Origin of the sequence: Bordetella genomosp. 6 (genome assembly GCF_002119705.1) — a bacterium.
GTDB lineage: Bacteria > Pseudomonadota > Gammaproteobacteria > Burkholderiales > Burkholderiaceae_B > Bordetella > Bordetella bronchiseptica_F.
This window is the reverse complement of the sequence record NZ_CP021107.1, coordinates 4,741,946-4,765,231: the sequence shown is the minus strand read 5'-3', so window position 1 is coordinate 4,765,231 and position 23,286 is coordinate 4,741,946. Positions and strand designations below refer to the sequence as shown.

Annotated in this window: 22 protein-coding genes; 3 read left to right on the top strand and 19 right to left on the bottom strand. The window is 68.4% G+C overall.

Translation table 11 applies throughout. From position 1 onward, the window contains the following. Window positions 1–25: 25 nt before the first annotated feature. The 10 genes from CAL11_RS22415 to CAL11_RS22370 form a co-directional block, all read right to left on the bottom strand. Entirely contained in the window at window positions 26–1,033 is a 1,008-nt protein-coding gene (locus tag CAL11_RS22415; RefSeq protein WP_086094317.1) for a zinc-binding dehydrogenase, read from the bottom strand. Window positions 1,034–1,103: 70 nt separating this feature from the next. Then, window positions 1,104–2,624: a class I adenylate-forming enzyme family protein gene (locus CAL11_RS22410; RefSeq protein ID WP_167382564.1), complete on the bottom strand. Its 1,521-nt coding sequence runs from the start codon at window positions 2,622–2,624 to the stop codon at window positions 1,104–1,106. Beyond that, a complete protein-coding gene (locus CAL11_RS22405; protein ID WP_033465329.1) occupies window positions 2,621–3,739 on the bottom strand; it encodes a M14 family metallopeptidase in 1,119 nt (372 codons plus the stop codon). Before CAL11_RS22405 ends, CAL11_RS22410 begins: the two co-directional genes overlap by 4 nt. Continuing rightward, window positions 3,736–4,518: an ABC transporter permease gene (locus tag CAL11_RS22400; protein WP_033465326.1), complete on the bottom strand. Its 783-nt coding sequence runs from the start codon at window positions 4,516–4,518 to the stop codon at window positions 3,736–3,738. The genes CAL11_RS22405 and CAL11_RS22400 overlap by 4 nt, the downstream gene beginning before the upstream one ends. A gap of 11 nt (window positions 4,519–4,529) precedes the next feature. Continuing rightward, on the bottom strand, window positions 4,530–5,387 hold the full coding sequence (locus CAL11_RS22395) for an ABC transporter ATP-binding protein (protein WP_033465324.1): 858 nt from the start codon (window positions 5,385–5,387) through the stop codon (window positions 4,530–4,532). A gap of 18 nt (window positions 5,388–5,405) precedes the next feature. Further along, a complete protein-coding gene (locus tag CAL11_RS22390; RefSeq protein WP_086094669.1) occupies window positions 5,406–6,503 on the bottom strand; it encodes an ABC transporter substrate-binding protein in 1,098 nt (365 codons plus the stop codon). A gap of 65 nt (window positions 6,504–6,568) precedes the next feature. Continuing rightward, the gene (locus CAL11_RS22385) at window positions 6,569–7,495 is read right to left on the bottom strand and encodes a VOC family protein (RefSeq protein ID WP_086094316.1); all 927 of its coding nucleotides are present in this window, start codon (window positions 7,493–7,495) and stop codon (window positions 6,569–6,571) included. 34 nt (window positions 7,496–7,529) lie between these two features. Next, on the bottom strand, window positions 7,530–9,224 hold the full coding sequence (locus tag CAL11_RS22380) for a thiamine pyrophosphate-binding protein (RefSeq protein WP_086094315.1): 1,695 nt from the start codon (window positions 9,222–9,224) through the stop codon (window positions 7,530–7,532). 199 nt (window positions 9,225–9,423) lie between these two features. Further along, window positions 9,424–10,359 carry a mechanosensitive ion channel family protein gene (locus tag CAL11_RS22375; RefSeq protein WP_086094314.1) on the bottom strand — a complete coding sequence of 312 codons (936 nt, stop codon included), beginning with the start codon at window positions 10,357–10,359 and terminating at the stop codon, window positions 9,424–9,426. Window positions 10,360–10,464: 105 nt separating this feature from the next. Further along, window positions 10,465–11,376, bottom strand: a complete 912-nt coding sequence (locus CAL11_RS22370) for a LysR substrate-binding domain-containing protein (protein ID WP_086094313.1) — start codon at window positions 11,374–11,376, stop codon at window positions 10,465–10,467. A gap of 117 nt (window positions 11,377–11,493) precedes the next feature. Here CAL11_RS22370 and CAL11_RS22365 point away from each other — a divergent pair, with 117 nt between their 5' ends. Then, complete coding sequence (locus CAL11_RS22365) at window positions 11,494–12,675, top strand: CaiB/BaiF CoA transferase family protein (RefSeq protein WP_086094312.1); 1,182 nt, start codon at window positions 11,494–11,496, stop codon at window positions 12,673–12,675. Continuing rightward, window positions 12,672–13,502, top strand: a complete 831-nt coding sequence (locus CAL11_RS22360) for an HpcH/HpaI aldolase/citrate lyase family protein (protein ID WP_086094311.1) — start codon at window positions 12,672–12,674, stop codon at window positions 13,500–13,502. The genes CAL11_RS22365 and CAL11_RS22360 overlap by 4 nt, the downstream gene beginning before the upstream one ends. 19 nt (window positions 13,503–13,521) lie before the next feature. Here CAL11_RS22360 and CAL11_RS22355 read toward each other — a convergent pair whose 3' ends face one another. The 6 genes from CAL11_RS22355 to CAL11_RS22330 form a co-directional block, all read right to left on the bottom strand. Next, the gene (locus tag CAL11_RS22355; RefSeq protein ID WP_230590400.1) at window positions 13,522–14,247 is read right to left on the bottom strand and encodes a GntR family transcriptional regulator; all 726 of its coding nucleotides are present in this window, start codon (window positions 14,245–14,247) and stop codon (window positions 13,522–13,524) included. A 67-nt stretch (window positions 14,248–14,314) separates the two neighbouring features. Continuing rightward, a complete protein-coding gene (locus CAL11_RS22350) occupies window positions 14,315–14,878 on the bottom strand; it encodes a fumarate hydratase C-terminal domain-containing protein (RefSeq protein ID WP_033465304.1) in 564 nt (187 codons plus the stop codon). A gap of 9 nt (window positions 14,879–14,887) precedes the next feature. Beyond that, entirely contained in the window at window positions 14,888–15,730 is an 843-nt protein-coding gene (locus tag CAL11_RS22345; protein ID WP_068924651.1) for a fumarate hydratase, read from the bottom strand. Window positions 15,731–15,795: 65 nt separating this feature from the next. Next, the gene (locus tag CAL11_RS22340) at window positions 15,796–16,770 is read right to left on the bottom strand and encodes a Bug family tripartite tricarboxylate transporter substrate binding protein (RefSeq protein WP_086094310.1); all 975 of its coding nucleotides are present in this window, start codon (window positions 16,768–16,770) and stop codon (window positions 15,796–15,798) included. 162 nt (window positions 16,771–16,932) lie between these two features. Then, on the bottom strand, window positions 16,933–17,895 hold the full coding sequence (locus CAL11_RS22335; RefSeq protein WP_086094309.1) for a tripartite tricarboxylate transporter substrate binding protein: 963 nt from the start codon (window positions 17,893–17,895) through the stop codon (window positions 16,933–16,935). A 50-nt stretch (window positions 17,896–17,945) separates the two neighbouring features. Then, entirely contained in the window at window positions 17,946–19,835 is a 1,890-nt protein-coding gene (locus CAL11_RS22330; protein WP_086094308.1) for a metallophosphoesterase family protein, read from the bottom strand. Between the two features lie 83 nt (window positions 19,836–19,918). Between CAL11_RS22330 and CAL11_RS22325 the strand changes: the two genes are divergently transcribed. Continuing rightward, window positions 19,919–20,728, top strand: a complete 810-nt coding sequence (locus tag CAL11_RS22325; RefSeq protein WP_086094307.1) for an IclR family transcriptional regulator — start codon at window positions 19,919–19,921, stop codon at window positions 20,726–20,728. Between the two features lie 37 nt (window positions 20,729–20,765). Here CAL11_RS22325 and CAL11_RS22320 read toward each other — a convergent pair whose 3' ends face one another. The 3 genes from CAL11_RS22320 to CAL11_RS22310 all read right to left on the bottom strand — a co-directional run bounded on the left by CAL11_RS22320 (window position 20,766) and on the right by CAL11_RS22310 (window position 23,232). After that, a complete protein-coding gene (locus tag CAL11_RS22320) occupies window positions 20,766–21,404 on the bottom strand; it encodes a CoA transferase subunit B (RefSeq protein ID WP_086094306.1) in 639 nt (212 codons plus the stop codon). Between the two features lie 13 nt (window positions 21,405–21,417). Next, window positions 21,418–22,122, bottom strand: a complete 705-nt coding sequence (locus CAL11_RS22315) for a CoA transferase subunit A (RefSeq protein WP_033465283.1) — start codon at window positions 22,120–22,122, stop codon at window positions 21,418–21,420. Window positions 22,123–22,287: 165 nt separating this feature from the next. Then, window positions 22,288–23,232 (bottom strand): LysR family transcriptional regulator, encoded by a 945-nt coding sequence (locus CAL11_RS22310; protein WP_086094305.1) that lies wholly within the window; start codon window positions 23,230–23,232, stop codon window positions 22,288–22,290. Between the last annotated feature and the right edge of the window lie 54 nt (window positions 23,233–23,286).

Sequence of the window (23,286 nt, the reverse complement as noted above, 5' to 3'; positions counted from 1 at the left end):
CGCCGCGCGGCCCGCCGCTCCAGGGTCAGGGCGTGACCACGACCTTGCCCATGACTTCGCGGTCCTCGATCAGGCGCAACGCCTCGCCGGCATCCTGCAGGCTCAGCACGCGGTCGATCGGCACCTGCATCTTGCCCGACTTCACCAGGCCGAGCAGGGCGTCCAGGTCTTCGCGCATCCAGCCGTTGGAGCCGCGGATGTTCAGCTCGAAGGTCCAGATGAAGCGCAGGTCGGTCTGCGGATCGTAGCCGGCGGTCGCGCCGCAGGTCAGCAGGCGGCCGCCGCGCCGCAGGCAGCGCATCGACTTGACCCAGGTGTCGCCGCCGGTGAAGTTGACCGCCACGTCGACGCCGCCGTCGAACTTGCGACGGTGCGGCTTGCCGTAGAGTTCATAGATCGCCTTGGCGAAATCGGTGTCGGCGTAGTTGATGACATGGTCGGCGCCCAGTTCGCGCAGCCGCTGCATCTTGGCTTCGCTGCTCGCGCAGGCGATCACCTGCGCGCCGGCGATCTTTGCCAGCATCACGCATCCCACGCCCACGCCGCCGCTGGCGCCCAGCACCAGCACCTTCTCGCCGGCCTGCACCTGGCCGATGGTGTTCATCATCCGATAGGCCGTGCCGAAAGCCACCGGCAGCGCGGCGGCCTGCTCATAGCTGACTCCGTCCGGAATGCGGATCAGCTGGTGCTCGCGCGCCTTGCACAGTTCGGCCAGGCCGCCGTGCACGGTCTCGCCCATCAGGCCGCCCTCGGCCCGGTTGATCGGGTCGACCAGCACGCGGTCGCCGGCTTTCCAGCCCTGCACGCCCGGGCCTACCTCGACGATCTCGCCGGCCACGTCCAGCCCCATGATGACCGGAAAGTTCAACTTGATACCTGGCATCCCCCGCCGGGTGAATACATCGTGATAGTTGATCGACGTTGCCTTGACGCGCAGGATCACGTCGCCTTCGCCCGCCTTCGGATCGGGAAACGCGGTGTCGTATTGCAGGACTTCCGGGCCGCCGTGACCGTGAATGACAACTGCCTTCATGGATTTTCCTCACTCTGGTTGAGATGGGTGGGTGGGTTTGCTCATCGGCGCAGGGCGTTGCCGCCCCGCGTCAAAGGGGGGGCGCCGCAATCAGTTCGGCCGCCAGCAGGGCCGCCGCCCTGCGGTTGACCTTGCCAGTGCTGCTGATCGGCATTTCATCGACGAAGCGGACCGCGCGCGGGTGCTGGTAGGCCGGGCCGTGGGCCAGCGCGTAGTCCCTGACCTCCTGTTCGGACAGCGTCGCGTCGGGGCGCGGCACCACCAGCGCGACCGGCTTCATGCCCTTGAGCGGGTCGGCCAGCGGGACGATGCACGCCTGCACGATGGCGGGATGGCGCTCCAGCATCTTCTCGACTTCGCCCGGGTAGATGTTTTCGCCGCCGCACACGAACATATCGTCGGCGCGGCCGATGAAGTAATGGAAGCCGTGTTCGTCGCGCCGCATCACGTCGCCGGTGATGTAGAAGCCGTCTGGCGTCATGGCCGCGGCCGTCTGGTCGGGCAGCCCGTGGTAGCCCAGCATCAGCGCCGGCGAGCGGACCTGCAGCACGCCGGTGGCGGCATCGAGGTCGTCGCCGTCGGCCAGCCGCAGCTGCACCGCCGGATGCGGATAACCGACCGACAGCACGGGTTGCGCCAGCCCCTGCGGATGCGGGCCGAACACCAGCGCGCCGGTCTCGGTCGCGCCGTAGCCGTTGCCGAACGCCGCGCGCGGGAACATGGCGCGCGCGCTGTCGGCGATGCGCTGCGTCAGCGGTTCCGAGCCCAGGCGCACCATCGTCACGCTGGCCAGGTCGGCGCCAGCCAGCGCGCCGGTCTCGCGCGCCAGCAGCGCGATCATGGTCGGGATGGCGGTCAGCCAGGTGCAGCGGTAGCGCTCGATCGCGTCCAGGTAGCCGGCCGGCGAGAACTGCGGCATCAGCACCAGCCGGCCCTGGCCGGCCAGCGCCAGCTTGATCGTGTTGAGCGCGTTCATGTGGTAGAGCGGGGCGGCCACCAGGAAGCAGTGGCGTGCGTAGTCGGTGCTGGCCGTGCGCTGGCGCACCGTCCACAGATAGCCGGCGTGCGATATCTTCACGCCCTTGGGGCGGCCGGTCGAACCCGAGGTGTAGAGAAACAGCGCAGGCTGGTCGGCGGCGGGCCGCGCCGCCTCGAAAGGGCCGGGGTCGAGGAACCGCGCATAGCCGCCGGCGCCGCTGGCGCCGAACTCGACGCTTGGCAAGGCGACGGTGTAGGCGTCGCGGCGCGGGCCATCGCAAAAGACCAGCGCGGCGCCGCTGTCGCGCAGGATGAAGTCTACGCTGTCCGGCGGCAGCCGGTAGTTCACCGGCACGGCGATCAGGCCGGCGCGCATGATGCCCAGGTACGCGGCCAGGAACTCCATGCGGTTGGCCGACAGGATCGCCGCCCGCGCCCCGGCCGGCAGGCCGCGCGCGCGCAGGCCGCGCGCCACGCCGTCGGCCTGCGCATCGAGCTCGGCATAGGTATATTCGCGCGGCCCGGATTCGCCGCCCAGGTCGACAAGGGCAATGGCGGCGGGATTGCGCGCGGGCGAAAACAGCGCGCCCAGATTGGCCGTGGCGGCCGTCATGCCTCGCTCCAGGCCGCCAGGCCCGCCACCGCCTGACGCGTGATTTCCTGCGCATGGCGCAGCGTGCCCTCGCGCCATACCTGGTCGTACGGGCAGAACGAATCCAGCAGGTCGGCGCGCAGCATTGCGTAGCGCTCGCTGGCGGGGTCGGCCTTGAATTTCAGCCACAGGTCCAGCCGCAGCAGCCGGCGCATGTGCCAGCCGCGCGTGCCGAACTCGATGACCGCGCCGCACATGGGCACGTCGCCCAGCAAGGCCTGCACGCCGTGGAACAGCAACCCCTGGTAGTTGGGACGCGCCTTGCCGTGCGGGCGCTGGCCGACGATGCGGTCGCGGCCCCACCAGCGCGCGGCCAGCTCGTGCAGCGGCCCGCCTTCCTCGTTGAAGCACAGGAAGAACGGTTCGCCGTATCCGCCGATGCCGGTGTGCCAGTCGATCAGGGCGACCTTGCGCGCGCCGGCCAGGTGGTCGCGCACGATGCGCTCCAGCGTCAGGTTGGACCATTCGCGCGCCGCGCCGCCGTAGTTCAGGCCGTCCGGATGCGAATACTGGCCGCGCGCCAGGGTGTCGTACAGGCGGTCTTCGCCATGGCGGGCCGTGAAGTCCTCCATGGCCTGCTGGGCGGCCGCCACCTCGGCGCTGCTCCAGTCCTCGCGCAGCAGCTGCGGATGCAGGATGGCGTAATCCGGGTTGGCGGGGTGCGGCTGGTCGTGGTCGATGAAGTTGCGGTTCAGGTCGACGTTGTTCTCGGTGGTGCGGCTCAGGTGCGCGAACCCCCATGGGTTGATGGCGTGCACCATGATGACCGCCACATCGGGGTCCAGCGACGCGGGGCCGTCGCCCAGCATCCAGCCGATCTGCGCGGCCGAGCCGAAAAAGCCCTCCAGCCCGTGGGTGCCGCTGATCACCAGCAGCCGGCGCGGCGCGTCGGCGCGGCCAAAGCGCGCGACATCGGTATGCAGGGCCCGGCCGTCCGGTCCGGTTTCGCCTTCGTGCAGGTACTGCGTCAGGGGCGCGCCGGCCGCGGCCGCCGCGGCGCGGAACTTGTCGCGCGCCCGCTGGTAATCGAGCGCATAGCACTGGTGGAATTCCATGGCGTTTCCCTTGCTCCTCATTCCGGCTGTACCGTGGCGGTGGTCGATTGCTCCCAGAACACCAGCTTGCGGTGCAGGAACCGGATCAGGTTGGTGCCGGTCAAGCCGATCACCACCAGGCTGAACAGGCAGGCGAACATCGTGGCCACGTCCATGTTGACCGAGGCGGACTGGATCAGGTAGCCCAGCCCCTGGCTGGACGAAATGAACTCCGAGACCACCGCGCCGATCAGGCTCAGCACCACCGAGATCTGCAGCCCGGCAAAGATGTGCCCCGAGGCGGCCGGCAGCTTGACGTGGAAGAACACGTGGCTGCGCGAGGCCTTGAAGGCCTTCATCAGGTCCAGCATGGCGGGATTGGCCTGCCGGATGCCGACCACGGTATTGATGAACATCGGGAAGAAACTCATCAGCGCCACCATCACCACCTTGGACGCCATGCCGAAGCCGAACCACACCAGCAGCAGCGGCGCGATGGCCACCTTCGGGGTCGACTGCAGGGCAATGATGTACGGGTAGATGAACTGCTCGAAGGTCTCGGATTCGGCCAGCACGGTGCCCACCACCAGCGCCATGCCGCAGCCGATCAGGTAGCCGTACACGGTGCTTTGCAGCGTGAACAGGAAGTGCGGCCAGTATTGGCCTTCGACATAGCCGATCCGGAGCGCGTTGAGCACGGCCTCGGGCGTGGGCAGCAGGTAGTTCGGCACCGCGAAAATCCGGATGCTGGCGAACCACAGGATCACCAGTACCACCCCGGTGATCAGGGGATACAGGAAGGATTTGACGGACTTGGACATGCGCGCCTCGGCTAATCGAATTGCACCAACTGGTCGAACAGCTCCCGCAGCTCGCCGCACAGGCGGGTGAACTCGGGGTCGGTCAGCGTGGCCAGCGTGCGCGGGCGCGGCAGGTTCACCGTCACCTCGCGGATGATGCGGCCCGGCCGCGCCGACATCACCACGATGCGGTCCGACAGGAACACCGCTTCGGCGATGCTGTGCGTGATGAACAGGGCGGACTTGCGCGTGGCCATCCAGATGCGCTGCAGCTCGATGCTCATGCGGTCGCGCGTCATGGTGTCCAGGGCCGAGAACGGTTCGTCCATCAGCAGCAGCGCCGGGTCGTGGATCAGGCCGCGCGCGATGCCCACGCGCTGCTGCATGCCGCCCGACAGCTCGCTGGGATAGTTGCTGGCGAATTTCTCCAGTCCGACCAGGCGCAGCAGCTCCATCGCCTTGGCGCGGCCTTCGGCCACGTTCATGCCCAGGGCCCGGATCGGCACCAGCACGTTGTCCAGCACCGTCTTCCAGGGCAGCAGCGTGGGCTGCTGGAAGACGATGCCGACGTCGCCGCGCGGGTCGTCGATGGGCGTGCCGTTGAGCAGCGCCTTGCCGCCGGAGGGCTTGAGCAGACCGCTGAACACCTTGATGAGCGTCGACTTGCCGCAGCCGGACGGGCCCAGCACCGACACGAACTCGCCCGCGCCCAGCTGCAGCGACAGATTGTCGACGGCCGTGATGGGGCCCTTGCTGGTGCGGTAGACCACGCTCAGGTTGTTGGCCGTCAGCAGCGCGTCGCCGCCGCCGGCGACGGCGGCGAGGGGAGCCGCGGCGGCCCGCGACGCCGGCCGCCCGCCCTCGACCAGGGATAGGTTCAGGGAAGTCATGTGCGTTCCAGCCTGCGTCTACTTGAGCTGTTTGGCGGCGGACACCACGGCCGCGGCGTCGAAGTCGTTGATGTCCTTGACGAACTGGTTGGTATAGAGCGGCTTGACGTCCACGTCCTTGGTGCTCAGCTGGCCGCCTTCGTGCAGGACATCGACATAGTCCTGCCACGATTGCTCGGTGTAGTAGCCCATTTGCGCCGGACCTTTCTCGGGCAGCATGGTGGCCAGGCGCACCTTCAGGATCTGCACCGCGTCGGCCAGCTTCTTTTCTTCCGTGCCGTCGGCCGGCTTGGTGGCCGGATACAGTTTCCAGAAGTTCTGCACGCAGGCCTGCGGATTGGCGTTGCACGCCACCACGCCCTTGGCGGCCGCGCGCGCGAAGGCCACCACCAGTTCGGGCCGCTCGCGCAGCGTGTCCTGGTGGGCGATCCAGCCGCTGGAGAACAGTTCGCGGTAGCTCTGGTCCATCGGCAGGCGGCGCAGGTCGGCGCCCATCTGCTCCATTTGCACGTGGAAGGTATCGAACAAGTTCAGCGCCTGCACCTTGTCGTCGGCCAGCGCGCGAAAGGCCGTCGCGCCCACGCCCACCGGCACGAACTCGTAGTCGCGCTGCAGTTCCAGGCCCAGCTTCTTCATCATCGCCTTGGTGACCGCCAGGTTGCCCCACGACATGGCGCCCACGCCGATTTTCTTGCCCTTGAGGTCCGCCAGCGAGCGGGCCGGGCTGTTCTTGGTGACGACCACCTCGAACGGCGACAGGTAGATGCCGTTGTAGAACATCTTCACCGGCAGGGCGTCGCGGCCGGGCTGGCGCGAGATGACCAGGGGGTCGGGCGTGATCCAGCCGAAGGTGATGTGTTTCTGCGTGACCTGCGGCAGCATGACCGCCGCGCCCTGGAAGAACGTGGCCTGCACGTCCAGGCCGGCTTCCTTGAAGTAGCCCATGCCGATGGCCATCAGCGTTGGCGCGTTGGACAGGGAGATGTTGGTGCCATAGGCGAAGGTGACTTTCTCCGCCGCGTTGGCCGCGCCGCCCGCGGTGGCCAGGGCCATGGCGGCCGCGCCGGCCAGGATGCCCCGTCGGGCGTGGCGCTTCAGGTCTTCGATACCGATCATGCTGCTGCTCCTGTTGTTGAGTTCGTGCAACGGGTTATATCGGTGCTGCTGGATGGCTTGCTGTTTCAGGGTTCTCCAGGCGCGCCGGCAAAGGCCGCCTCGGCGTCGGCGCAGAAAATGACGGCCGCGCCGCCCGCGTCGCCGGCGGCCACGGTCAGTTGCCCGCCGGCGCGACGGTAGGCGACCTGGTTGTGGTCCAGCACCGCGGCGGTGCGTGACAGATCGTCCACTTCGACGGCCAGCGCCGCCGGAAACGGCAGGGCCGGCGCCGGGCTGCCGGGCAGGCGCGCCGCCAGCGCGGCGGCGTCGACCAGGCCCAGCCTGCCCGAACGCAGCCTGAACCAGGCCTGGCCGCCGCGCCGTTCGCCCGGCACGCCGAGGTAGCGCGCATAGCGCGCCGCCGCGGCGTCCACGTCTTCGACCGCCACGATGGCCGCAGCCAGCGCGCGCGCGCCATTCGGGTGGTTCATGTAGCGCGCCTGCCAGAGCAGTTCCGGCGTTTCGTGGCGCAAGGTCAGGATGAGCCCTTCCGGCATGGCCTGGCGCGGCGTGCGCACCTGGCTGAAGCGGGCCAGGCACGGTCCGTCGGCGGCGTCGATATAGCGTTGCAGCACGCCGGGTTCGGCCGCGAAGCCGGCCTCGCGCAGCGCGGCGATGCGTTGTTCGGGGTCCGGCGTGTCGAACGCCACGATATGCATGCCGGCATAGCGCGCCAGCCCTTCCGGAATGCCGCGCAGGTCCAGCGTCGGGTCGACCACCGCGACCAGCTCGATATAGCCGCGCCCGAGCATGGCGCAGCGATTGGCGATGCCGGCCTTGACCACTTCGCGCGTGACGGCGTGCGTGCCGGAATGCTGTGACAGCGGCGTCAGCGTGAAGCCCAGCCGCTGGTACATGGCGGCCGCCGTGTCCATGTCGTGCGCATACAGCCCGACATGGTCCAGGCCGGCCGGCGCCGCGCCCATCGGTTTGCCCGGTTCTGTTCTGGTCATGTGCCCGCCCGTGTCGTGTCCGAGGCAGCGGGCTTCAGCCCATCCACTGGCTGACCGGGGCCGCCGCTTCCTGCAGCGGCTGGACGATGATGTCGACCAGCGCCGGGCCGCCGTACTCGATGGCGGCCTTGAGCACGCCGTCCAGTTCGCGCGGGTCCTCGACGCGCCACGCCTTGACGCCGTAGGCCTCGGCCACGCGGGCATGGTCGGTGCGGTCGAAGTCGACCGAGAAGTAGCGCTCCTGGTAGCCGGCCTTCTGGCTGGCCTTGATCCAGCCGTAGACCGAGTTCGACAGCACGATCATCAGCAGCGGCACCTTGCGGCGCACGATGGTTTCCATTTCGCCCACGGTGAAGCCGAAGCTGCCGTCGCCCATGACCGATACGACCTTGGCCGACGGACGGCCGATGGCCGCGCCCATGCCCGCGGCCATCGAGAAGCCCAGCGCGCCGTGGGCGCGGTTGGTGATGAAGTGGCGGCCCGGCTTGGAGGCTTCGAAATAGGCGGAGAAGTAAGGGCAGGGCGTGCCCGGGTCGGCCACCACCACCGATTCGGCCGGCAGCAGGCGATTCAGCGCGTCGACCACGCGCTCGGGCCGGATGGGAGCATCCAGCGAGGCGGCCAGCGGCTGCAGGGCCGCCAGCTTGGCGCCCTTCGCCTTGGCCGCCACGGCCTTGCCGTCGACCGCGTCCTTGGGGCGGGCGTCGATGCGCGCGTGCACTTCGCGGTTGAGCGCCTGCAGGGCCAGCAGCGCGTCGCCCACCATCGCCACGTCGGTGCGGTAGTTGGCTGCGATCACCATCGGGTCCGAGTCGATGTGCAGGATGGGCACCTCGCGGCTGGGGAAGCGCCAGTGTTCCGTGGAGGTGGAGCCGGCGCGGCAGCCGATCAGCAGCACCACGTCGGCATCGGCCAGCACCGCGCGGGTGGCCAGGATGCCGCCGTTGGAGCCCACCACGCCGGCGTTCAGCGGGTGCGTGTCGGCCAGGCTGCCCTGGCCGCTGACGGTGGTGCAGACCGGCGCGTTCAGGGTCGCGGCCAGTTCCTCCAGGGCCGCGCAGGCGCCCGAGATGACCACGCCGCCGCCGCACAGGATGACCGGCGCGCGCGCGCCCACCAGGCGGGCGGCGGCCTGCTCGATGGCCGCGGGGTCGGGGGCGAAGCGCATCGCCGGAAAGCGGTCGTGCCCGGGCTGGGCCCAGACGTCGGCGGGATCGACCTCGTGCTTCTGCACGTCGTACGGCAGGCACAGGTGCGCCGTGCCGGGGCGGCCGGTCGTCATGGCGCGGAAGGCCGCGCGCACCGCGCCGGGAATCTGGTCGGCACGGTCGATGGTGGTGTTCCACTTGGTCAGGGGACGATAGAGCGCCTCCTGGTCCAGCTCGGTCAGCGGGTACTTGCCGCGCGAGCCCACCGAGACGTCGGAAGTAATCCCCAGCACGGCCACCGACGACTCGTTGGCCTCGACCAGGCCCGGCAACAGGTAGGTGGCGCCGCCGCCGCTGGGGCCCTCGCACACGCCCACCTTGCCCGTGACCCGCGCGTAGGCGTCGGCCATGTAGGCGGCGCTGCGTTCGTCGCGCGTCAGGATGTGCTCCATGCCGTGGTCCAGCCGTTGCAGCGCGTCGTAGAACGGCAGGCTGGTGTCGCCGCACAGCCCGAAAATGTGCTTGACCCCATTCAGTTGGAGCATGCGCACCATGGCTTCGGCGCCGTTGAGTTGTGTCATGGATCTGTCCTTGGTGAGGGGGAGGTATGGGGTGGATATAAATGTATACATGACTATATACATCAATGGATATCGGCATCGCAACGCTTTTCCGGGTTTGCGGCATGAGGGATTTCACGGGGTGGCGCGGGCGGCGGACACGCGCCAGCGCCCGCCCCGTCAGGTCAACGGGGCGGGCCGGCTATACGGCGGAAAAGGGTCAGGCGCCCGGGGTGTCGGGCGTGTCGGGCTGGCGCAGCACGATGGCTTGCGGCCGGGGCGCCGCGGCGACGGGCAGCGCCAGGCCCTGGCTGCGGATCGCGTTGTCGATGGCCACCAGGATGGCGTCGCGGCAGTCGGTGCTGTCCGAGAACTGGGGAACCCAGTACTTGATCTTGTAGGTCACGCCTTCGGCGGTGTACGCGGTGGCGCGCACCCGCGGCTTCTGCCCGGGCGCCAGGCTTTCGGCCGGCGAGGTGGACAGCGCCGCGTCGTACAGCAACTGCTTGCCGTCCAAAATCGAAATGTCGTGGCTCAGGACGATTTCCAGCTCGCCCTGGTATTGCTTGCGGGGGGCGCTGTAATTGGTCAGCATCTGCCGCGAGATCTGGCTGTTGGGCAGGATCATGTAGGTATCGTTGGGCGTCAGGATGCGCGTGGTGCGCCAGCCGATTTCCGTGACGCGGCCCCGTATGGTGGCGTCAAAGCCTACCCAGTCGCCGATCCGGTAGGGGGCCTCCACGCCGATGGCGATGCCCGACAGGACGTCGGCCAGCACGTTGCGGATGGCAAAGCCCAGGATGGCGATGATCAGGCCCGAGCTGGCCAGGATGCCGCCGGCCGACTGGCCCAGGAATACGCCGATGGTGGCCACCGTCGCGATCGCGAACAGGGTGGCCGAGACCAGCTCGCGCAACAGGCGCGGGGTCTTGCGCTTTTTCCTGGCCTTGCGCGTGAGCGCGGCGGCGGCCATGCGCGCCAGCAGCCAGGCGAAGGCGTAGAACGCGGCCGCCGCGCTGAAACGCCGGAACGACTCGGGGTTCGATCCCGGCAGATAGCGTTGGAACAGGTACGCGTGGAACACATAGACCACGACCGACAGGGTGCACAGCACGGTCGGCCACAGCAGCCACGCGATTCTCGAACCGGGTATCAAGGTAATCCTCTTCTTGTGCGATGGGCCGCGCGGGCGCGACCGGCAATACTGCCCGGCGCCATGTCCGGGCGCTGCCGATTGTAGAGCCCCCGGGCCGTCCGCGCGCTAGCCCAGGGTGCCGTCCTCGCCCAGGCGCTCGGCCACGATGTCGCGCAGTATGGCCTCGACAGCCTGGGCAGCCGGCGTGCGCGGCCCCGAACGCGGCCAGCACAGCGACAGCGTGCGGCGGATTTCCGGCGTAATGCGCCAGCAGGGCGTGCGCAATCCGGTGGCGGCCAGCACCGAGGCCGGCAGGATAGTACAGGCCAGGCCTTCCTGCGCCGCGCCCAGCAGGCAGGGCAGCGAATCGAGTTCGGCCACCACGTCCAGCGCGATGCCGGCCTGGGCGAACGAGCGCTCGATCAGCAGCCGCAGCCCCTGCGCGCCGCTGGGCAGGGCCAGCGGCAGGCCGTCGAGCGCCTGCAGCGGGACGCTGTCCTGCCCGTCGGGCGCCAGGCTGGCGCCGCCTTGCCCGATCAGGTACAGCGTTTCCTGCGCCAGGGGTTCGAGCTCGACGATGCGGCTGTCGGCGTCGCGAAACAGGATGGCGAAGTCGAGCCGCCAGTTGGCCAGCAGCTCGCCGATGTAGCCGCTCATGCTTTCGAACAGCTGCAGGCGGACGTCGGGGTGGCGGGCGCGTACCGCGCGCAGCAAGGGCATGGCCACCAGCGCCGCCACGGTGGTGGGCAGGCCGATGGCGACGGTGCCCGACACCATGGCGCCGGCGGTGCGCACCTCGTCGCGGGTGGCCTCGAGCTGCTTGAGAATGGCGCGGGCATGGCGATACAGCGCCGAGCCGGCGTCGGTGGGCGCCACACCCTTCGAACTGCGCAGCAGCAGCGGCACCTCCAGCTCGGCTTCCAGCGCCGCCAATTGCTGGCTCAGGGCGGGCTGGGCCACGCGCACCTGTTCGGCGGCCTTGGTCAGGCTGCCGCAGTCCACGATGGCGACGAAATAGCGTAGTGCTCGAATGTCCATGGTCTTTGTTCCGGTTGCGCCGTGGCGGGCGATAGGCTTTTCTTATGGCCGTATGCGCAAACCGTATTTCCTCCCCGGGCCGCCCAGCCGGTAGATTGTGGCATCTGAACCAGGAGTATGGCTATGACACTTCCCCTGCGCGGCTTGACCGTCGTATCGCTCGAACAGGCCATCGCGGCGCCGTTCGCCACCCGCCAGCTGGCCGATCTCGGCGCGCGCGTGATCAAGATCGAGCGCCCGGGGGTGGGCGACTTCGCGCGCGCCTACGACGGCCGCGTCAACGGCCTGTCTTCGCATTTCGTCTGGACCAACCGCTCCAAGGAGAGCCTGACGCTGGACGTCAAGCACCCCGAGGCAGCCCCCGTGCTCGATGCGCTGCTGGCCGGCGCGGACGTGCTGGTGCAGAACCTGGCGCCGGGCGCCAGCGCGCGGCTGGGGTTGGACTACGCCACGCTGGCCGAACGGCATCCGCGCCTGATCGTGTGCGACATCTCGGGCTACGGCGACAGCGGGCCGTACCGCGACCGCAAGGCCTACGACCTGCTGGTGCAGAGCGAGGCCGGCTTCCTCAGTGTGACCGGCAGCGCCGACGAACCGGCCAAGGCCGGCTGTTCGATCTCGGATATCGCGGCCGGCATGTACGCCTATTCGAACATCCTCGCGGCCCTGATCGAGCGCGGCATCACCGGCAAGGGCAAGCGCATCGACCTGTCCATGCTGGAAGCCACCGCCGAATGGATGGGCTTTCCGCTTTACTACAGCTACGACGGCGCGCCGCCGCCGCCGCGCAGCGGCGCGGCCCATGCCACCATTTATCCGTACGGGCCGTTCCCGGCGGGCGACGGCCGGACGGTCATGCTGGGGCTGCAGAACGAGCGCGAGTGGGCCGCGTTCTGCGCCACCGTGCTGCGTCAGCCCGGGCTGGCCACCGATGCGCGCTTTGCCAGCAACGCCTTGCGCAATGAGCATCGCGAGGCGCTGCGCGCGCTGATCGTCGAATGCTTCGCAGCGCTGGACTCGGCCACGCTCATCGAGCGGCTGGACGAGGCCCGCATCGCCAACGCGCGCGTCAACACCATGCACGATCTCTGGCAGCACCCCCAGTTGCGCGCGCGCGAGCGCTGGCGCGACGTCGACACGCCGGCCGGCCCCATACCCGCGCTGCTGCCGCCGGGGCAGGAAGCAGGCTCGCGCATGGATCCGATCCCCGCCGTCGGGCAGCACACCGATTCGATACTGGCCGGGCTGGGCTTTGGCGCCGACCGGATCGCCGCGCTGCGCGAGGCGAAAGCCGTATGAGCGGGCCGGCCCAGACTTACCTGTTCGTGCCGGGCAGCCGTCCCGAGCGGATCGCCAAGGCCATCGACGCCGGCCCCGATGCGGTGATCGTCGACCTGGAGGACGCCGTGGCGCCGGCCGACAAGCCGGCCGCGCTCGACAGCCTGCGCGCCGGATGGGACGGCCATGCGGCGCGCGCCCAGGCGCGGGGCGTGGCCCTGCTGGTGCGCGTCAACGCGGCCGATACGCCCTGGCACGACGCCGACCTGGCCGCCTGCCGGGAGCTCGGCGTGGCGCATGTGGTGGTTCCCAAGGCGGCCGGCGCCGATGCGCTGGCGCACGTGCGGGCAGCGGTGCCCGGGGCCTCGCTGTATCCGCTGATCGAAAGCGCCGAGGGCTACGCGCATCTGCCGGCCGTGGCGGGCGCCGCGGGCGTGGCGCGCCTGATGTTCGGATCGGTGGACTTGATGCTGGACCTGGGCATCGGCGACGACGACCAGCCCCTGCACTACTTCCGCAGCCGCCTGGTGCTGGCCTCGCGGCTGGCCGGGTTGCCCGCGCCGATCGACGGCGTCTGCGTGGACCTGCGCGACCCCGAGGCGCTTGCCGCCCAAGTGCTGCGCGCGCGGCAATTCGGTTTCGGCGCCAAGCTGCTTATCCACCCCAGCCAGATCGCGCCGGTGCGGCGGGGCTTCGCGCCGTCCGAGGCGCAGCGGGCCTGGGCGCAGCGCGTGGTGGACGCGGCGGCCGCGGCCGACGGGGCCGCGGTGGCGGTCGATGGCAAGATGGTGGACCGTCCCGTCCTCATGCAGGCGCAGGCGATCCTGGCCTGTCCGCCGCCCGCCTGAACCTGGGGGGGCGGCCGCTTCAGTGCGAGTCCGAGCGGTGCATCCAGAACGTGAAGCGGAACTTGTGCGCCGAATAGGTATTGACGGTAATCAGGAAGGGCGTGTTGGCGCGGTCCACATAGAGCCGGGTGATTTCCAGGCCCGGGGTGCCGGGCGCCACGCCCAGCCGGCTTGCCATTTCGCCGTCGATGGCGGTGGCGCCGATGCTTTGCTTGATGTCGGCCACCGCGATGCCGGCCTCGTTCTCGATGATGCGGCACAGCAGGCCCGAGCCGTTCGGAATCTTGCCGACGATGCGCTGCCCCACGTCGGGCAGCATATAGGCGTCGTTCCAGCATAGCGGGGTATGGGCCGCGTCCTTCTCGACGCGCAGCATGCGCACGCGCAGCCAGGTCGTGCCGGGCTTGCATTCGAGCGCCTGGGCCAGCGCCTCGTCGGCCACCACCGGGCTGACCTCCAGGATCTGGCGTTCGGTGTGGCTGGCGTAATTGACCAGGTCCTCGATGGTGTGGACCGACTTGGTGTACTGGTTGTTGGTGGTGCGCGAACACACTACCGTGCCGGACCGGCGCTTGCGCGTCACCAGGCCCAGCCCTTCGACGATATCGAGCGCGGCGCGCACCGTGCTGCGGCTGCTCTGGAATTGGGCGGCCAGCGCCAGCTCGTTGGGAAGCTGGTCGCCGATTTCGTATTGGCCCTCGGTGATGCGTTTGACCAGGGTATTGGCGAGTTCTGTATAGCGCAAAGCAGGTTCCGGGAAGGCTGGGGCAGGCGGGCCGGGCCGCGGGCGCCAACCGCCCCGGGCCGTCACCTCAAGCGTTGAGCAGCTGCCTGTATTTTTTTACCTCTTCATCATACATGTCGCGACCATGAGCGTCATTGGTCACCAGCAGCGGGAAATTCTCGATCTCCAGCCGCTGCACGGCCTCGGTCTTGAGGTCCTCGTAGCACACCAGCGTGGCCGACTTGATGCATGAGAACAGCGTGGCGGAAATCCCGCCGATGGCCGAGAAGCAGACGGCCACGTTCTTGCGGCACGATTCGCGGATGGCCGGGCCGCGGTTGCCCTTGCCGATGGCGGCCTTGACCCCGTGGTCGAACAGGACCGTGGCGTACGGGTCCATGCGGTAGGCCGAGGTCGGCGCCACCACGCCGATGACGTGCCCGGGCTTGGTCGGGCCCGGGCCGCCGTAGAACACCACGTGGCCGGTCAGGTCCACCGGCAGCGGCTCGCCGCGCGCCAGGGTATCGATGAAGCGCTTGTGCGCGGCGTCGCGCGCCATATAGATGACACCGGACAGAAAGACCTCGTCGCCCGCCCGCAGCTGGCGGATCGCGTCGTCGGTGAGCGGCGTGCTGAGATAGTGCGTCGTCATGGGTTCCCCTCAGATCACCGCCGTCTGGCGACGGCCGGCGTGGCACTGGATGTTGACCGCCACCGGCAGCGCCGTGATGTGGCAGGCGTAGGTTTCGACCGCCACCCACAGGGCCGTCGTCATGCCGCCGTATCCCTGCGGGCCGATGCCCGTCTTGTTGATGGCTTCCAGCAGCTCGGCTTCGAGCTGGGCGATGTGCGGCTCGGGATGGTGCTGGCCGATGTCGCGCAGGATGGCCTGCTTGGCGATCGCCGTGACCTTGTCGAAGCTGCCGCCTATGCCCACCCCTACGGTCAACGGCGGGCAGGCGGCGCCGCCGGCCGCCTCGATGGCCGCCAGCACGAATTGCTTCACGCCCGCTACGCCCTCGCCGGGCAGCAGGAATTTCATCGTGCTCCAGTTTTCGCTGCCGCCGCCCTTGGGCACCACGGTGAAGCGAATCTCGGCGCCAGGCACGATCTCGGTATGCACCACCGCTGGCGTGTTGTCATTGCTGTTGACGCGCAGCAAGGGGTCGCTGACCACCGATTTGCGCATGAATCCCTCGGCGTAGCCCTTGCGCACGCCGGCCTGCACGGCCTGTCCGTAATCGCCGCCCACGATGTGCACATCCTGGCCCACGTCGGCGTAGACGATCGTCAGGCCGGTGTCGTGGCAGTACGAAACCTGGTTCTCGCGCGCGATCCGGTCGTTGTCGATCAGCTTGAGCAGCACCGACTTGCCCAGCGGCGACACCTCCCGCTCGGCGGCCTGGTGGAAGCTGCGGACCAGGTCGTCCGGCAGCAGGTGGCAGGCGTCGATGCACAGGCGAGCGACGGTATCGGTAATTTCATTGACGTGAATCTCACGCATTTTGCATCCTTGCTTCTTGAAAATGGTTCAACCGGGCGCCGCGCCGGCCTTGCCGGCGGCGGCGCTCAATACCCCTCTACCGCGACGTGGGCGTCCGCCACGATCCCCTTCCAGCGCGCCACCTGGTCATGCAGGTAGGCGTCGAACTGCTCCGGCGTGCGGGCCTGCGGCGCGGTCAGCGCCTGGGCCTGCATTTTTTCCACGAACTCGGGCGTGCGCACGGCCTGCAGCAATTGCCTGTTGAGCGTGTCCACGACCTCCTTGGGGGTGCCCTGGGGCGCCACCAGGCCGAAGAACGCCACCGTCGACAGGTTCTGGAACCCCGCCTCGGCCAGCGTGGGCACGTCCGGCAGGTAGGCCGAGCGCTGGTCGTCCACCACGGCCAGCGCCTTCAGCTGGCCTGCCTTGATGTTGCCGTAGATCGCCGGCAGCGAATCGGACGTGGCCGCCAGCATGCCGCTCATCACCTTCAGCTTGGATTCGGCGCTGCCCTTGAAGGGCGCGTGCGTCATCGGGAAGTCCAGCTTCTGCTTGAGCAATTCCATGGTCAGGTGCTGGGTCGAACCCAGGCCGGCCGACCCGTAGAACAGCTCCCCGGCCTTGGCCGCCTGCACCAGGCCGGCCAGCGAGGTCACGCCCAGGTCGTTGGACACGGCGATGATCTGCGGCGTGGACGCCAGCTCGGCCACGGCGGTGAAGTCGCGCACCGGGTCGTAATGGGTGGTCTTGGGGTACAGCGCCGGCGCGATGGCGTAGGGCCCCGTGCTGGTCAGCAGCAGGGTATGGCCGTCCGCCTTGGCCTTGGCCACGAACGCGGTGCCGATGCGCCCGCCGCCGCCGGGCTTGTTCTCGACGATGAAGGCCTGGCCGAGGCGGCTGGCCAGTTCCTTGCTGATGAGGCGGGCAATGATGTCGCCGGTCTGGCCCGCGGCGAACGGCACCACGATGGTGACGGCGGAGCTGGGGTACGAGGCGTGCGCGGCGCCGCCCGTACAGAGCGCGACGCTGGCGGCCACGGCGGCCAGGGCTTGCTTGAACATGTCTGTCTCCGGCTGTGGTTGTTATTAGTGCATACATTTAAATGGTACGGACCAATAGGCCGGATTCTAGGTAGCCTCGCTGGGGCGGTCAAGCAGAAAAAAGGGGGCTGGAGTGCGCCGGGCGACGGAGTCGCGCCGGCGCCGCGGCGGGCGGTCGAGCGCCTATTTGCCGGCCACCGCCGCGGCCGGCGCCCAGCGCTGGTAGTCGCGGGCCACCGTCCTGGCATAGCTGGCGCCGTCTTCGTAACGCACGGCCTGGCCATACTTCTGCTGGAACGACTCGATCACTTCCGGGTCGGTCAGCACGGTCTGGAGCGCCTGGGCCAGTTTCTCCCGGGCCTCGTCCGGGATGCCGGCTGGCGCGGCCAGGGAGAAATAGGACTCCTGCGCGTAGTCGACCAGACCGGTTTCGCGCAGCGCGGGGACGTCGGGCAGCGCGCTCCAGCGGCTCGGGCCGGACGACACCAGCATGCGCAGCTTGCCGGCCCGCACCTGCGGCAGCGTCGCGTTCGCCGAGGCATTGACCACGTCGATCTGGCCGCCGATCAGGGCGGTGACGCTTTCGTTGTCGCCCTTGTAGGGGATGAACTGCCATTGCATGCCCAGGTCGCGGCCCAGGCGGTTCATCACCAGTTCGTTGGTGGTGCCGGCTCCCAGCGTGCCGAATGTCAGCTTGCCGGGGTTGGCCTTGCCGTAGTCGACCAGTTCCTTGAAGGTCTTCCACGGCGCGTCGGCGCGCACGAAGACGCCGTAATCGTACGGCCCCACCACGGCGAGATGGCTGAAGTCCTTCAAGGGGTCGTAGGGCACGGCCTGCTGGTGCGGAATGATGGTCAGGGTCGGGTAGTTGACCGTGCCCAGGGTGTAGCCATCCGGCTTGGCGCGCGCGATATTCGACACGCCGACGATGCCGCCCGCGCCGGGCTTGTTGACGACCACCACCGATTGTCCGATCTGCTTCTCCAGCCGCATCGCGATGTCGCGCGCGACCGCGTCGGTGGTGCTGCCGGGCGGGAATTGCACAATCATCTGCAAGGGCGTCTCGGGCCACTGCGCGGCGGCGGAGGCCGCCACCGCCAGCGTGGCGGCCAGGGCGGCAAGGGTATGGGCCAGGGGTTTCATCATGGTTTTTCCTCAAGGGGCGGCTGCGCGACGGCAGCACGGGCCGGATTGCGTCAGAACGAAATGTCCCGGCCGATCCGTACATCCAGGGTCTGGTCGCCGAGCGCGATGCGCACGGTGGATTGGGCGGGCTCGCGCGTAATGGCGTCGATGCGCACCGGGTGGCCGCGCAGGCGTTCGGACAGGCGGCGCAGCACCGCGGCGGCCGGCCGCGGGTTGTTGCGCCGGTCCACCAGCCCGTTGCGGGCGAAGTAGCCGCGGTCGATATCCATGAAGGTGTCCAGGGTCATGGGCACGTCGGGATAGGCCGCCTTGGCGATGGCAGCCTCGGCCACTCGCGCCGCCTGGGCCTGGTCGTCGGCGTTGACCACGGCGGACTTGCGGTTGGCCAGGTTGATGTGCAGCGCGATGGCCACGCCATGGCCGGCCGCCTGCGCCACGGCCTGCCGTACGGACTCCAGCACCGGCTCGTCGCCGGCGATGCGCACCACCACGCCCGGCGCTGCCGGGTCGGGCCGTTCGGGGCGAAAGCGCGCCAGGTGGTCCAGCTCGTCCAGCGCGATGCCGCTGGTCATGTTGTGGTCGTACTGGCCTTGCGAGTGGCTCGACGGCGGCTGCATGACCGGCGCGACGTACAGGCGGATGCCGTGTCGCGCGAACTGGCTGGCGGCATGCGCGTCGATCGCGCTGTCCGGGCCTATCCATTCATAGCCCTCGAGGGCCGGGCCGAGCGAGGCCAGCCGCTGCAGCAGTTGCGCGTCGGGCGCCGCGGCGCCGAATACCAGGCAGCGGTGGCCCAGCTCGCCCAGCAGCCTGACCCGCTCGAACGCCAGGTCGTCCGCGATGTCGTGGATCGGCAGGCGCACGCCGCGCATGCCGGCATCCCACAGGTTCAGGATGTAATAGTCGTTGCGCACGCGCTTGCGCACGAAGGCGTCCAGCGGCGGGTTGTAGGGCAGGGCCTCGACGCGGGCCCAATCGTGGCGGAAGTCGGCGCCAACCGTGCCGGCCGCGTGCTCGCGCACGTCGCCTTCCACCTGCAGGGCGATCTCCGCGCCCTGGGCCGGGTCGGTCGAACCATACGTGCGCACGAAGCGCGCGATATGCCCATGCTCATGGATATCGACCACGAAGAAACCGAACTTGCCCAGGTCGTTGCGGCCCAACTCCTCGCCGGGTTCGACGCGGAACAGTTCGGCGTAGTCCTGGCGGAAATTGGTGGACGACGGCAGCGCATAGGACCACATGCCCGCATGGCGGTTCAGGAAGAACGTATGCACGTGGCCGGCGAACAAGGCCTCAACGCCGGCGCTGGCGGTAAGCTCCAGCAGGCGCCGGCGCGGACCGTGGTCGATATTGTCGTAATGGTTCTCCTCGTCCGGCGCCGTGACGAACGGGGGGTAGTGCGTGAACAGGAACAGCCGCCGGCCGGCCGCCTTCTCCTCGGCGAGCCGGCTTTGCAGGAACTGCCATTGCGCCTGTTCCTGCGGCAGGCCCGAGCCCAGCAGGCAGGCGTTGATGATGATGAAACAGACATTGCCTTCGGTGAAGGCCTGCCACTGCGCGCCGAAGTGCTGTTCGTACTTCTCGCAGCTGCCGGCCGAAATGCAGGCGGCCGGATTGCCGGGCAGGTGCTTGTCGCCGATATCGTGGTTGCCGGGGGCGATATAGAACGGTGCCCGCAGTCCCCGGTACAGCGTGGTGGCGTAATCCGCCGCGCCGTCATAGTCGGCCGAATGCGGCAGCGGATGCACCACGTCGCCCACGTGGACGGTGAAGGCCGGCGCGATCCGGTTGATGGCGGCCACCACCACTTCATTGCGGGGGTTGGCCAGGTGGTTGGTCTGCCACGGCGAGGTGTTGCCCGCGTTCGCGGGGTTCAGGTGGGAATCCGCGACAACCGCGAAGCGCAACAGGCGGCGGCCGCTGGTGAAGTTGCTCATGTTGATTAAATTCAATATAATGGAATTGATGAATAACTATTTGAGTGTCGTTTTATATTCTGAGCTTGGAGAGGATGTCAATCATGGCTAACCTGCCGTTCGACCTGGTTCCGCGCGCCGAGCTCGAGCACGAACCGCGCTTCGCCTCGACGCTCGCCAACGGGCTGGACATCCTGCGCTGCTTCTCGGCCGCGCAGCCCACCCTGGGCAACAAGGAAATCGCCGAGGCGCTGGGGCTGTCGCGCCCCACCGTGGCGCGCCTGACCTTCACCCTGGTCACGCTGGGCTATCTGCGCCGCGACGACGCCAGCAAGCGCTATTCGCTGGCGCCCGGCGTGCTGTCCCTGATCTATCCGCTGCTGGTGCAGCTGACCGTGCGGCGCGTGGCCGAGCACGACCTGGCGGCGCTGTCCGAGAAAGCGGGGGGGCCGGTTTCCATCGGTACGCGCGACAGGCTGCAGGTGGTGTACGTGGACACCATCCACGATCGCGGCAACAACGGCGCCAAGCCGGATATCGGCTCGTCGCGCCCCTTGCTGCATACCGCCATGGGCCGCGCGCTGCTCTATACCTTCGATGCCGCCGAACGCGAGCTGCTGCTGCCGCTGCTACTGGAACAGGAGCCGCACCAGGCCGAGGCCGCGCGGGCCGCGCTGGATGGGGCTTTCGCGCAGATCGCGCGCATGGGGTTTTGCACCAGCTATGGCAGCTGGCGGCCGGAGCTGGCGGGCCTGGCTGCGCCGTTGCGCTATCGCGCCGGCAACCTGCCGTTCGCCATCAATCTGACGCTGCCTATCGATGCGGTCAAGGATGGCCGGGCCGAGCAGGAGTTCGGCCCGTACCTGGCGCAGCTGGCGCAAAGCATAGACAGGCGCCTGGGCGTCGACGTGTGACGCCGGGGGGGGGCGCGCAGGGCGCGCGCCCGTTGCTTCAGCGGCAGGCGAAGGCCAGCCGCGGCTCGGTTTTCTCCTGCACCATCTCGGCCGATACGCCCGGCGCCAGTTCGGTGACCACCAGCCCGTTCGCGGCAACGTCCATGACGGCCAGGTCGGTAATGATCTGGTGCACCACGCGCTTGCCGGTAAGCGGCAGCGAGCATTGCTCGAGAATCTTCAGGCCGCCGTCGCGGGTGGTGTGCTCCATGAGCACGATCACGCGCCGCACGCCGCCCACCAGGTCCATGGCGCCGCCCATGCCCTTGACCATCTTGCCCGGAATCATCCAGTTGGCCAGGTCGCCGGACGCGCTGACCTGCATGGCGCCCAGTATGGTCAGGTCCATGTGCCCGCCGCGTATCATGGCGAACGACATGGAGGACGAGCAGATCGACGCGCCCGGGACGGTCGTGATGGTCTGCTTGGCGGCGTCGATCAGGTCGGCGTCGATTTCGTCCTCGTACGGCGGCGGGCCGATGCCGATCAACCCGTTCTCCGATTGCAGCCAGACCTGCATGCCTTGCGGCACATACTGCACCACCTTGGTCGGCAAGCCGATGCCCAGGTTGACGTAGTCGCCGTCGCGCAGCTCGCGCGCGGCGCGCGCGGCCATTTGTTCGTGTGTCCAAGCCATGTCCGGGTGCTCCTTATTCACCGCGCGTACGGAAACTCTTGCGTTCGATGCGCTTTTCCGGGTTCGGCACCACGATGATGCGGTCCACGAAAATGCCCGGCAGGTGCACCGCGTCGGGATCCATGTCGCCCGCCTGAACCAGCTCCTCGACTTCGGCGATGGTGACGCCGCCCGCCATCGCGACCTCGGGGTTGAAGTTGCGCGCGGTGCGCGAGAAGACGAGGTTGCCCGACGTATCGGCCCGCTGCGCCTTCACCAGCGAGACATCGGCCTTGAGGGCCTGCTCCATGACGTAGGTGTCGCCGCCGAAGTCGCGCGTTTCCTTGTTCTCCTCGACCACGGTGCCCACGCCGGTGCGGGTGAAGAAGGCCGCGATGCCCGCGCCGCCGGCGCGCAGGCGCTCGACCAGCGTGCCCTGCGGATTGAATTCCAGTTCCAGCTCGCCATTGAGGTACTGGCGCTCGAATTCCTTGTTCTCGCCCACGTACGAGGCGATCATGCGCTTGATCTGGCGCGTCTGCAGCAGCAGCCCCAGGCCGAAATCGTCCACGCCCGCGTTATTGCTGATGCAGGTCAGGTTGGCCACGCCGCTGTCGCGCAGGCCCTCGATCAGCGCGGAGGGGATGCCGCACAGGCCAAAGCCGCCCACGGCGATGGTCTGGCCGTCCTTGATTACGCCGCTCAATGCCGCGGCCGCGTCTTCGAAAATCTTGGTCATTTTCCAGCCGAAGTTCCAGGGTTGAATGTCGTCGGTTCGAGGGCTCAATACTATTGAAGCCACCGTGGCGGAACAACGGATCTGGCGCACGCTTATTGTGCATCTGTGCACAGCGAGGGCGTGCCCGGGCCGGGCTGGCGCGGTATGGCGAGGGGGCCTGCCCGTTCAGGTCGGGGGATGGAACAGGTCCGGATGCTGCGTCATCAGCTGGCGGATGAAATTCCACACCGACTGGTAGCGCTTGATGCGCAGCAGATCCTCGGGCGCGGCGATCCACAGGCTGCGGGTAATGAGCGGCCGGCCGGGGAACACCTCCACCAGGTCGGCCTGGCCGGTATTCGCCACGTACGGCGTGAGCAGCACCAGCCCCATGCCGGAGACGGCCGCCGCCCGCTGCGCCAGCACGCTGGTGGTGGTGAAGCTGCGCCGCGGTTGCGGCACGAGCTCCTCGAGCACGCGATAGCGTTCGCTGACCGAGCCGTCATGGATGTAGTCCACGAACTCGTGCTGCGCCACGTCGCTCAGCTGGCGGATGGGCGGGTGGGACTTCTTGTATCCGGCCGAGCAATAGAGGAAGTAGTGGATCTGCGCCAGCTTGGCCACCTTGTAGCGCCCCATGGCTGGCGGCTCCAGCGTCACGAGTATCTCGACCTCGCGGGTGACCAGGCTGGGAAACTGGGGTTGCGCCATCAATTCGACATTCAGGCCGGGGTGCGTCTGGCGCAGCCGCGCCAGGCTGGGCGCCAGCACGTTGATGCCGAACGCTTCGGGGGTTCCGACGCGCACCGTGCCTTCGATGAAGTCCGCCAGCCCCAGGCTTTCCTCGACGGCCGCCAGCAGGGCGCTTTCCATCTTCTCGGCATGCGTGATCAGCGCGTTGCCCGCGTCGGTAAGGGAATACCCGCTGCGCCGCCGGTCGAACAGCACCACTTTCAGCTTGGCTTCGAGCCGGTCGATGCGGCGCGACACCGTGGAGTGCTCGATGCCCAGCCGCTCGCCCGCCAGGGAGATGGTGCCCAGGCGCGCGACGGTAAGAAAGACCTTGAGGTCGCTCCATTCGGGGTATTTGTCCATGCGTGAATTGTGCATCAATGCACAGTAAGGGTGCAATGGTTACCTTTGATATCGCCCATGCGGAACGCACAATGACGGCTCGAAATCGGC